The organism is Eikenella sp. NML120348 (assembly GCF_001648435.1).
GTDB lineage: Bacteria > Pseudomonadota > Gammaproteobacteria > Burkholderiales > Neisseriaceae > Eikenella > Eikenella exigua.
In genome coordinates this window covers 367,052-378,075 of sequence record NZ_LXSP01000003.1, presented here as the reverse complement: position 1 = coordinate 378,075, position 11,024 = coordinate 367,052, and the positions used below count along the sequence as shown (strand labels likewise).

The window sequence follows — 11,024 nt, the reverse complement described above, 5'->3', positions numbered from 1 at the left end:
CGGTTTCTATCTCTACCACAAACTGCGCTACCGCACCCGGGTGATCCCGCTTGAGGAAGTGGATTTGGGCGACGAGGAAGAGGACGAAGACGAATAAGCCCCCTCATATAAAAGGCTACCTGAAAACCGTGTTTCAAGTTTTCAGGTAGCCTTTTGTGGTTGTGTTATATTGCTTTTTATTTTTACGGTTTCAGGTAGCCCTATGTCATCGCCATCCACTTCCACCATCGCCGCCATTGCCACTGCCGCCGGGCAGGGCGGGGTGGGCGTTATCCGGCTTTCCGGCAGGCAGCTGCTGCCGCTGGCGCAGCAAATCAGCGGCGGCAAAACCCCGCAGCCGCGCCGCGCGCTCCACACCGATTTTGTCGATGCCGCAGGCGAAGCCATCGACAACGGCCTTCTGCTCTATTTCCCCGCCCCCGCCAGCTTCACCGGCGAAGACGTAATCGAACTGCACGGCCACGGCGGGCGCGTGGTGTTGCAGATGCTGCTGCAACGCTGTTTCGAGCTGGGCTCACAACCGGCCGAGCCGGGCGAGTTTACCAAACGCGCCTTTTTAAACGGCAAGCTCGATTTGGCGCAGGCCGAAAGCGTGGCCGACCTTATCGATGCCGCCAGCCAATCTGCCGCCCGTCTGGCCGTGCGCTCGCTTAAAGGCGCGTTTTCCCAACAGATTCACGAGCTGGTGGACGAACTCATCACCTTGCGCATGTTGGTGGAAGCTGCCCTGGATTTCCCTGAAGAAGACATCGATTTTCTGGCCGAAGCCAAGGTGGATGAGCGTCTCGCCGCGTTGCAAGAGCGTCTTGCCCGAGTGCTTGCCCAAGCCGGGCAGGGCGCGATTTTGCGCGAAGGCATGAACGTGGTGCTGGTGGGTGCGCCCAATGTAGGCAAATCCAGCCTGCTCAACGCTTTGGCTGGCGAGGACGTGGCCATCGTTACCGACATTGCCGGCACCACCCGCGACACCGTGCGCGAGCAGATTACGCTTGAAGGCATTCCCATACACATCATCGACACCGCCGGCCTGCGCGATACCACCGACCCGGTGGAGCAAATCGGCATCGAGCGCAGCCGCCAAGCCGTGCAGCAGGCAGACGTGGCCTTGATTCTCATCGATCCGAACGAAGGGCTGAACGAGGCTACCTGTAAAATCCTCGCCCAGCTGCCGCCCGGGCTCAAACGCATTGAAATCCGCAATAAAATCGACCTCAGCGGCGAAGCGGCGGAAAGCTGCAGGCAAAGCGGCCAGCCCAGCGGCGCCGACACCCTGATCAAACTTTCCGCCAAAAACGGTGCCGGGCTCGATTTGCTCAAACAGGCGCTGCTGCGGCAAATCGGCTGGCAGGGCGAAAGCGAAAGCCTGTTTCTCGCCCGCAGCCGCCACCTGCGCGCGCTGGAAGCCGCCCAAGCCGAGCTCGAACTCGCCGCCCTGTGCGGCCGCCACCAGCTCGAACTCTTCGCCGAACACCTGCGCCTGGCACAAAACGCCTGCAATACCATCACTGGCGAATTCAACGCCGACGACCTTCTGGGTGTTATTTTCAGCCGCTTCTGTATCGGCAAATAGAGCGGTTGGAAGGCGAATAAACCACACGTTGTGGACTTGTTTCCCGCTTGCAGTAAGAAAAAGGCTACCTGAATTTTCAGGTAGCCTTTCTGTGAGGCATAACTGTTTTGGAAGGGATATTTTATTAATTAAATGATTGATATTATATAAATTTATTCTTTATGGTGATGATGGGATATTGGAATGGGCTGGCTGCCACAAGCTTCCGGCACATGGCTGGCATGCCCCGATGCAGTTCGCTATAATGCGAGCTATTATTATTTTTATGCAGTTGAATTTCTCAATTCATATTCTGTTTTTAAGCCAACTATATAGCGATACAACTTGGTGGAAATTGAAATAAATTTAGCTATATCGTTTCGATGTTTTCAAACTGCGCCGCTGTGTTTCAGGTAGCCTTTCCACATTTCACGAGGAGAAACCCAATGGATATTTTGTCGCGCCTTCATGCTCTGCCTTTAAGTCGTTTCCACTACCGCCTGCTGGCCTTAATCGGGCTGGGCTGGCTGTTTGACGCGATGGATACGGGCATGGTGTCGTTTGTGTTGGTTACTTTGGCCAAAGAGTGGGGGCTGAGTGCGCAGCAGTCGGGTTGGGTGGTGAGCATCGGCTTTGTGGGCATGGCGCTGGGCGCGGTGTTGAGCGGCTGGGCGGCCGACCGTTTCGGGCGGCGCAATGTGTTTGCCAGCACCATGGTGCTCTACGGCGCGGCCACGGGTTTGTGCGCGTTGTCGCCGAACTTGGCCGCGCTGCTGTTTTTCCGATTCTGGGTTGGCTTCGGCTTGGGCGGGCAGCTGCCGGTGGCGGTGTCGTTGGTGAGCGAGTATGCGCCGCCGAAGGTACGCGGGCGGTTTATCGTGCTGCTGGAGAGTTTTTGGGGCTTGGGCTGGCTGGCGGCGGCGCTGGCCTCGTATTTCCTGATTCCGAAATTCGGTTGGCACAGCGCGTTTGCGGCGGGCTCGGTGCCGCTTTTGTATGCGTTTGCGGCGTGGAAGCGGCTGCCGGAATCGGTGCCTTATCTGATTGCGGCGGGTAGGGCGGAGGAAGCGCACGAATTGGTGTGCCGTTTGGAGGCGGAATCGGGCGTAGCGCAGGCGGCGGAAATGATTGTGCCGACTGTGCAGAAGAAGGAGAAAATCCGCCTCGCGCAGCTGTGGCGGCCGCCGTTTGCCCGCCGCACGCTGATGCTGTGGCTGATTTGGTTCGGCATCGTGTTTTCTTATTACGGGATTTTCACTTGGCTGCCCAAGCTGCTGGCGGGGCAGGGCTATTCGGTGGTGAAAACGTTTGAATATGTGCTGGTGATGATTCTGGCGCAGCTGCCGGGCTATTTTGCGGCGGCGGTGCTGGTGGAAAAAATCGGGCGTAAGGCCACACTGGCAGGCTTTCTTGGCGCGTGTGCGGTGTGCGCCTATTGCTTCGGCCAAAGCGACTCTACGCTGGAAATCATGCTGTGGGGCAGTTTGATGTCGTTTTTCAATCTGGGCGCGTGGGGAGTGCTCTACACTTACACGCCGGAGCTGTATCCGGTGCGCTTCCGCGCGTTTGGCTCTGGCTGGGCAGGCGCGGTGGGGCGCATCGGCGGGATTGTGGCGCCGATGGTGGTGGCCGGTATGAGCGGCAGCGGCGGTTTCGCGCGGATTTTCGTGATGTTTGCGGCGGTGCTGGCGGCGGTGGTGATGGTGATCGTGCTGCTGGGTGAGGAAACGAAGGGGCGCACGCTGGAGGAAATCAGCGCGGATTGATGGGGTGGAGCGCTATAAAGGCTACCTGAAGATTTTGGTTGAGCAGAAACTTTGCTGTATTGTGTTTTTAACTGCGTTGAAACTTCTCTTTCAAGTAGCCTGCCGTTTGGTTTTTGGCTACACTTGCCGCCTTCGGAATAAAGCTTCCGACCAGTCAGGGCAGACCGCGGACATTGCGACCCGGCTTTGCCCGTCGGCGACATTGCGCCGCCGCAAACCCTTATTGAAGGAACACTCCTATGACCACCCTCTCCCCGGTGGCTTTGCGCCGTCAAACCGAGCCAAAGCCGCATCCCACTGCGCAGTATTGGAAAAAATGCGATGTCGAAGCCCTGTTCGGGCTGCCCTTTCTCGACCTCGTATTCCATGCCGCCGAAATCCACCGCCAGAATTTCAACCCGCGCGAAATCCAGCTTTCCACCCTGCTTTCCATCAAAACCGGCGGCTGCCCGGAAGATTGCGCCTACTGCCCGCAATCGGCGCACCACAACACCAATCTGGGCAAAGAGCAGATGATGGATGTGGGCGAAATCGTGGAAAAAGCCAAAATCGCCAAATCGCGCGGTGCCAGCCGTTTCTGCATGGGTGCGGCATGGCGCGGGCCGAAGCCGAAAGATGTGGCCGTGGTGTCCGAAATCATCAAAGCCGTGAAGGGGTTGGGCATGGAAACCTGCGGCACGTTCGGCATGCTGGAAGACGGCATGGCGGAAGACTTCAAAAAAGCCGGCCTGGACTACTACAACCACAACCTCGACACCGACCCCGAGCGATACAACGACATCATCCACACCCGCAAACACGAAGACCGAATGGACACCTTGGGCAAAGTGCGCAATGCCGGCCTGAAAATCTGCTGCGGCGGCATTGTGGGTATGAACGAAACCCGCGCCGAGCGTGCCGGGCTGATTGCCAGCCTCGCCAACCTCGACCCGCAGCCGGAAAGCGTGCCGATTAACCAACTGGTGAAAGTGGAAGGCACGCCGCTGGCCGATGCCGAAGATTTGGATTGGACGGAGTTTGTCCGCACCATTGCCGTGGCACGGATTACCATGCCGCACAGTTTCGTGCGCCTTTCTGCCGGGCGCAGCAATATGCCCGAATCCATGCAGGCGATGTGTTTCATGGCGGGCGCGAACTCGATTTTCTACGGCGATAAGCTCTTAACCACGGAAAACCCCGATGAAGACGGCGACCGCCTGCTGATGGCCAAGCTGGATTTGGTGCCGCTGTCATACCATGCCGAAACCGGTGAGGCGGTGGAAAGGCTACCTGAAAACCACCACGCAGCCGGTGGTTGCGGCGGCGGACATTGCGGCTGTGCGCATTGAGTGTAAGCTTTCAGGTAGCCTGAAGTGGGAAACAAGAAAACAGCATGATTTTATGTCATGCTGTTTTTATGTGTGGGGGAGAGGCTACCTGAAAAAATATTTGCTGCCGTTGGCTGCCAACCGATAGCGGCCTTATTCGTCTTCCTCTGCATGCCTTGCCAAGTGCCGCAGCGCCGCCGCCAGCTCTGGGTGGTGCGCCAAATCATCCGCTGCCGCTAAGCATTGTTCGGCAGCGGTGCGGCTCAGTTTGGCCTGTTTTTCTTTTGGACGCTCCTGCTCCGGCGGGCTGATTTTTACCTGCACTTCGCGCACCTCCGGGCACACCGCTCGCCAAGCCGGCAGCAGCCCCGCCGCGAGCATCCGCAGCCGTGCCGCTGCCATATTGTTGCTTGCATACCAAACCAAAACCCCTTTGCGCACCCGTACCGCCCGGCAATGCTGTTGCAGCTTGGCCGGTAGCCGTGCTTCCAGTGCTTGGGCGGCATGCCGCCAGCTCTCGGCCTGTACGATTAAATCGTGTAGCAGCGATTCGCCACGGCTGAGGTTGTCGCGGCTGTGCAGGCTGTGGCGGCTGGGGTTGAGGCGGTTGAGGTCGGACATATAAGGCTATCTGAAAAGAGGGGTTGGGCAACGGCAAAGCAGGCAGGATACACCTAAAAACCTCATCAAGAGACTGCCTGAAAACAGACAAACTGCCGCTGCTGATAAAAAAGCTTGCCCGATGCGCTTGAAATCCTGCCAGGGCGAGCCATATTCCCAAGCGCGAACAGGTTTGATTATGCTAGAATTACCCGTTATTTTACTATCGCAGTGGATTAGATTTGAACCGGAATAAGCCGGCAGGCGAATGCCGCCGCGGTTTGAATCGAGCACACAGGGCAACAGCAATACCGCATAAGGGATTAAATATTTTATGATTACTTCACTGGCCAAGAAAGTGTTCGGCAGCCGCAACGACAGGCTTCTGAAACAATACCGCAAATCCGTGGTACGCATCAACGGCATGGAAAAAGACATCCAGCAGCTCGACGATGCGGCGCTGCAAGCCAAAACCGCAGAATTCAAACAACGGCTCGCCAAAGGCGAAACCTTGGACGACATTTTGGAAGAAGCTTTTGCGGTGTGCCGCGAGGCCTCCCGCCGCACGCTGGGTATGCGCCATTTTGATGTACAGCTTATTGGCGGCATGGTGTTGCACCAAGGCAAAATCGCCGAAATGCGCACCGGCGAGGGCAAAACCCTGGTGGCCACGCTGGCCGTGTATCTGAACGCGCTCGCCGGCAAAGGCGTGCACGTGGTAACGGTAAACGACTACCTTGCCTCCCGCGATGCCGATATCATGGGTCCGCTCTACAACTTCCTCGGCATGAAAGTGGGCGTGATTGTGGCCAATATGGATCAGGCCTCCAAACACGAAGCTTACAACGCCGACATCACCTACGGCACCAACAACGAATTCGGCTTCGACTACCTGCGCGACAATATGGTGCACCAGCTGAGCGACAAAGTGCAGCGCGAGCTGAACTTCGCTGTGGTGGACGAAGTGGACTCCATTCTGATCGACGAAGCCCGTACCCCGCTCATCATCTCCGGTCAGGCCGACGACAACACTGATCTGTATTTGGTGATGAATAAAGTGCCCGCCCAGCTGGTACGCCAAAAAGAAGAAGAGGGCGAGGGCGATTATTGGGTGGACGAGAAGAACCGCACCATATTGCTTAGCGAAGCCGGCCACGAACATGCCGAGCAAGTCCTTACCAGAATGGGCCTGCTGCAAGAAGGAGATTCGCTCTATTCCACCGCCAACATCGCCCTGATGCACCACTTGATGGCTGCTTTGCGCGCCCACAGCCTGTTTAACTTGGACGAGCACTATGTGGTGCAAGACGGCGAAATCGTGATTGTGGACGAATTCACCGGCCGCCTGATGACCGGCCGCCGCTGGTCAGAAGGCCTGCATCAGGCTGTGGAAGCCAAAGAAGGCGTGGAAATCCGCCAAGAAAACCAAACCCTGGCTTCCATTACCTTCCAGAACTACTTCCGCCTCTATAGCAAACTCTCCGGTATGACCGGCACCGCCGACACCGAAGCCTATGAGTTCCAAAGCATCTATGGTTTGGAAACCGTGATCATCCCCACCAACCGGCCGATGATCCGCCAAGACTTCAACGACCAAGTATTCCGCACCGCCGAAGAAAAATTCGAAGCCGTGGTGGCCGACATTAAAGAGCGCCATGCCAAAGGCCAGCCCATCCTGGTGGGCACCACCAGCATCGAAAACTCCGAGCTGGTGTCTAATATGCTCTCCCGCGCCGGCTTGGCGCACAACGTTTTGAACGCCAAAGAGCACGCCCGCGAAGCCGATATCGTGGCACAGGCCGGTAAAACCGGCATGATTACTGTGGCCACCAATATGGCCGGCCGCGGCACCGACATCGTACTCGGTGGCAACGTGAAACATCTCAGCCACATCATCCGCAACAATCCCGATTTGAGCGAAGAAGAAAAAGCCGCCCGCATCAAAGAACTGGAAGACGGCTGGCAGGAAGAGCACGATCGTGTGATCGCTGCCGGTGGCCTGCACATCGTCGGCACCGAGCGACATGAAAGTCGCCGCATTGACAACCAGTTGCGCGGCCGTTCCGGCCGTCAGGGCGACATCGGCTCCAGCCGCTTCTACCTCTCGTTTGAAGACCCGCTGCTACGCCTCTTCGCGCTCGACCGCCACGCTGCCTTGCTCGAGAAACTTGCTCCGGAACGCGGTGTGCCGATTGAAGCCAACCTACTCACCCGCCAGATTGAAAGCGCCCAGCGCAAAGTGGAAGGCCGCAACTTCGATATGCGCAAACAAGTGCTGGAATACGACGACGTGGCTAACGACCAGCGCAAGGTTATCTACAGCCGCCGCAACGAAGTGCTGGAAACCGAAGACAACTCCGCCATGATGACCGAGATGCGCCAAGAAGCGCTCGACAACTTGGTTGATTTGTATATGCCCGCCGACAGCATCGAAGAGCAGTGGGATTTGGTGGCGCTGGAGAAACAGCTGTTTGCCGACTTCCACATTCACGCCCCGGTTACCGAGTGGCTCAAGCAAGACCCCACTCTTGACAACCAAGATGTGAAAGAGCGCGCTTGGAAACTGGCACAAGATGACTACGCCGCCAAAACCGATATGGTAGGCGCCGGGTTGATGCATCAGTTCGAACGCAATATCTTCCTGCAAGTGATGGATAGCCAATGGCGTGAACACCTCTCCGCTATGGACTACCTGCGCCAAGGCATACACCTGCGTGGCTATGCCCAGAAGAATCCGAAGCAGGAATACAAAATGGAATCTTTCGAGATGTTCCAAAACCTGTGGCAGAGCATTCGCGGCGAAACCGCCAGGCTCCTGTCGCAAGTGCGTTTCGAGCAGAATGAGCCGGTGGCCAAGGAAAGTGCTCCCGTGCAAATGGCCTATCAAGAAAACCATGCTCCAGCGCCGGATATCAGCTACTTGGCTGTTAATGGCAGTACTGCCGAAGCCGCTGATTTTGCCGAGGACGACTTCAGCCCCGAAGCCCTTACTGCCCGCGGCCAAATGGTACACCGCAACGACCCCTGCCCTTGCGGCAGCGGTCTACGCTACAAACAATGCCACGGCAAATTGGACTAAACTACTCTGTTTAAACTAGGTAAAAATAAAGGCTACCTGAAATTTCAGGTAGCCTTTGATTAAGCCTGAAGGATTAGTTCTGGCCTTCTTCCGGACGCATATGCGGGAACAGGATAACGTCGCGGATGCTCGGGGCGTTGGTCAGCAACATTACCAAGCGGTCGATACCGATACCGCAACCGCCGGTGGGCGGCAGGCCGTATTCCATGGCGCGGATGTAGTCGGCGTCGTAGTTCATGGCTTCGTCATCGCCGGCTTCTTTCTGAGCCACTTGTGATCTGAATCGATCAGCCTGGTCTTCCGGGTCGTTCAACTCTGAGTAGCCGTTGGCCAGCTCGCGGCCTACTGCAAACAGTTCGAAACGTTCGGTGAGCTTCGGATTGGTATCGGAAGCGCGGGCCAGGGGAGACACTTCAACCGGATAGTCGATAATGAAGGTGGGGTTCCACAGCTTGCCTTCGGCGCAGCCTTCAAACAAGGCCAGCTGCAGGCTGCCGATGCCGGGGGCGGCAGGCAGGTCTTCGCCGTGTTTCACCACTTCTTTTTTCAGCCATTCTTCATCGTTCAGCTGCTCGTCGGTGTAGTGCGGATTGTATTTTTTGATCGCGTCCACGATGGTGAGGCGGTCAAAGCGTTTTTCCAGATCCACTTCTTTACCGTTGTAAGGAACGTGCAGGCTGCCGCAAACGGCGTTGGCGCAAGCGCGGATCACGCCTTCGGTCATGTCCATCATGCGGTGGTAGTCGGAGAATGCCTCGTAGAACTCCATCATGGTGAACTCGGGGTTGTGGCGGGCAGACACACCTTCGTTACGGAAGTTGCGGTTGATTTCAAACACGCGCTCGAAACCGCCTACCACCAAACGTTTCAGATAGAGCTCGGGAGCAATTCGCATAAACAGCGGGATGTCCAGCGCGTTGTGGTGGGTAACAAACGGACGAGCCGCTGCGCCACCGGCAATCGGGTGCATCATCGGGGTTTCCACTTCCAGATATTTTTCACCGATCATGAAGTTGCGGATAGTCTGGATAATGCGAGCACGTTTTCTGAAGATCTCGCGTGATTCGGCATTCACGATCAAATCAGCATAACGCTGGCGGTAGCGGGTTTCCTGGTCTTTCAGGCCGTGCACTTTGTCGGGCAGGGGGCGCAGTGCTTTGGCCAGCAGACGGATTTGGCTTACGCGTACGGTCAGCTCGCCGTGGTTGGTTTTAAACAGCACGCCTTCTGCGCCGAGGATGTCGCCCAAGTCCCAGTGCTTGAACTCTTCGTGAATCTTCTCACCAACACCTTGGTCATTTACGTAGAGCTGGATTTGACTGGAAACGTCTTGCAGGGTGGCGAAACTGGCCTTACCCATATCGCGTTGCAGCATCATGCGGCCGGCTACCTTGACGGTTACGTTCTTTTCTTCCAACTCTTCCTTAGACAGTTCGCCGTATTGGCTCTGCAGGTCACCAGCAAAAGCATTGCGGCGGAAGTCGTTCGGGAATGCTACGCCATGCTTGCGGATTTCTGCCAATTTCTCGCGACGAACTGCCATGACCTGACTTTCGTCTAATTGGGGGGTGTCGGTATGTTGAGATTCATTCATGATATCCATCCATATATTAATGAGAAGCAGTGGTCTCGGGCAGACGGCCTGTCTCTGTGGTTGAAGAACTTCATTTCTGAAGATGCCGTTGCATCAATCGCCCTTACCGTGAGGTTGACGAGGATCAATGTTTGTACATTTATTTGCGGCAAACCTCGCAGCTTTACGCAAAGGCATGGCTGTAAAGTAAAGGAAAGGCGAGGTGTATGTCAAGCGGGTAAATCAAAATTTTTTCAAGTGTTAATGCTTGAGGTGTGGCAATAATGAAAACAATCTGTCTGCAGAACAACTAGATTATTGCGGCGTGAAAGGATTTATGCGGCCATGTCGGCAGCGCGGGCGATGGCCAAGCCTTTTGTTGGCTGAGGTAGCGCGGGTTATCGGGGCATTCGTGTCCAGGGTTCGTTGGCGGTCAGGGGTTGTGTGACAATAATGGTCACGCAGTCGTGGGCGTAGTCGCCGCGGCGAAATCTACAGTTACGTCGTTGTCGATAAGGTGCGCTTCGCCGAAGGGGGGCGGATGATACGGATGATGTAATACAGCAGAGTGCTGGCGTGGGCAAACAGGATTTCTCTGTTGGACAGCATGAAATTGAATAATTCGTGGTGGCGGATTTGGGCGGTGAATGTGGCCACTTCGGTAAATAGTCTGCCCATCGGCAGTTTGTGCTCAAAACGGCTGTGCAGTTGCTCCAGTTAATATAAAGCAGAAAACACGTTCGGAGTCAGTGCTGCCGATGGGGCGGTAGTATTTGCCTTCTTTAGGTTGGAAACCACCAAGGTGGCCGTTGTGGGCAAACAGCCAGTATTTGCCCAATATTTCGCGGATGAAGGGGTGGGTGTTGGCCAGGCCGACGCTGCCTTGGGTAGCCTTGCGGATGTGGGCGATGACGTTGGTGGATTTGATTTGGTAGGTTTTTACCACAAACTCGGCCATCGGCGAGTTGGCGTAGGGTTTGTCGTCATGGAATATGCGCACGCCTTTGTTTTCGAAGAAGCCGATGCCGAAGCCGTCGGCGTGTCGGTCGGTAGGCCCGCCGCACAAGCGGAATCCTTCAAAGGAGAAAATGATGTCGGTTGGGGTGTTGCAGTTCATGCCCCCAAGCTGTACATGATGAGTTCCTCGAGA

Annotated in this window: 6 protein-coding genes and 1 pseudogene; 4 read left to right on the top strand and 3 right to left on the bottom strand. The window is 56.2% G+C overall.

Annotated elements, in window-relative coordinates; all coding sequences use genetic code 11:
* Positions 1-202: 202 nt before the first annotated feature.
* From mnmE to bioB, 3 genes are all read left to right on the top strand, one after another.
* Positions 203-1,570 (top strand): tRNA uridine-5-carboxymethylaminomethyl(34) synthesis GTPase MnmE, encoded by a 1,368-nt coding sequence (gene mnmE / locus A7P99_RS07055; RefSeq protein ID WP_067447399.1) that lies wholly within the window; start codon positions 203-205, stop codon positions 1,568-1,570.
* A gap of 425 nt (positions 1,571-1,995) precedes the next feature.
* A complete protein-coding gene (locus tag A7P99_RS07050) occupies positions 1,996-3,315 on the top strand; it encodes an MFS transporter (RefSeq protein ID WP_067528250.1) in 1,320 nt (439 codons plus the stop codon).
* Between the two features lie 239 nt (positions 3,316-3,554).
* On the top strand, positions 3,555-4,643 hold the full coding sequence (bioB, locus tag A7P99_RS07045) for a biotin synthase BioB (RefSeq protein WP_082880670.1): 1,089 nt from the start codon (positions 3,555-3,557) through the stop codon (positions 4,641-4,643).
* A 132-nt stretch (positions 4,644-4,775) separates the two neighbouring features.
* On the opposite strand, the gene A7P99_RS07040 is transcribed toward bioB, so the two are convergent.
* Positions 4,776-5,243, bottom strand: coding sequence for a DciA family protein (locus A7P99_RS07040; protein WP_067447403.1), 468 nt, complete (start codon positions 5,241-5,243; stop codon positions 4,776-4,778).
* A 313-nt stretch (positions 5,244-5,556) separates the two neighbouring features.
* Here A7P99_RS07040 and secA point away from each other — a divergent pair, with 313 nt between their 5' ends.
* Positions 5,557-8,301, top strand: coding sequence for a preprotein translocase subunit SecA (gene secA, locus A7P99_RS07035; protein ID WP_067447404.1), 2,745 nt, complete (start codon positions 5,557-5,559; stop codon positions 8,299-8,301).
* Positions 8,302-8,374: 73 nt separating this feature from the next.
* Here the strand turns inward: secA and lysS are convergent, their stop codons facing one another.
* Positions 8,375-9,895, bottom strand: a complete 1,521-nt coding sequence (gene lysS, locus A7P99_RS07030; protein ID WP_067447405.1) for a lysine--tRNA ligase — start codon at positions 9,893-9,895, stop codon at positions 8,375-8,377.
* 386 nt (positions 9,896-10,281) lie between these two features.
* A pseudogene (locus A7P99_RS09735) lies at positions 10,282-10,991 on the bottom strand (class II glutamine amidotransferase); the annotation flags it as partial.
* Positions 10,992-11,024: the final 33 nt, after the last annotated feature.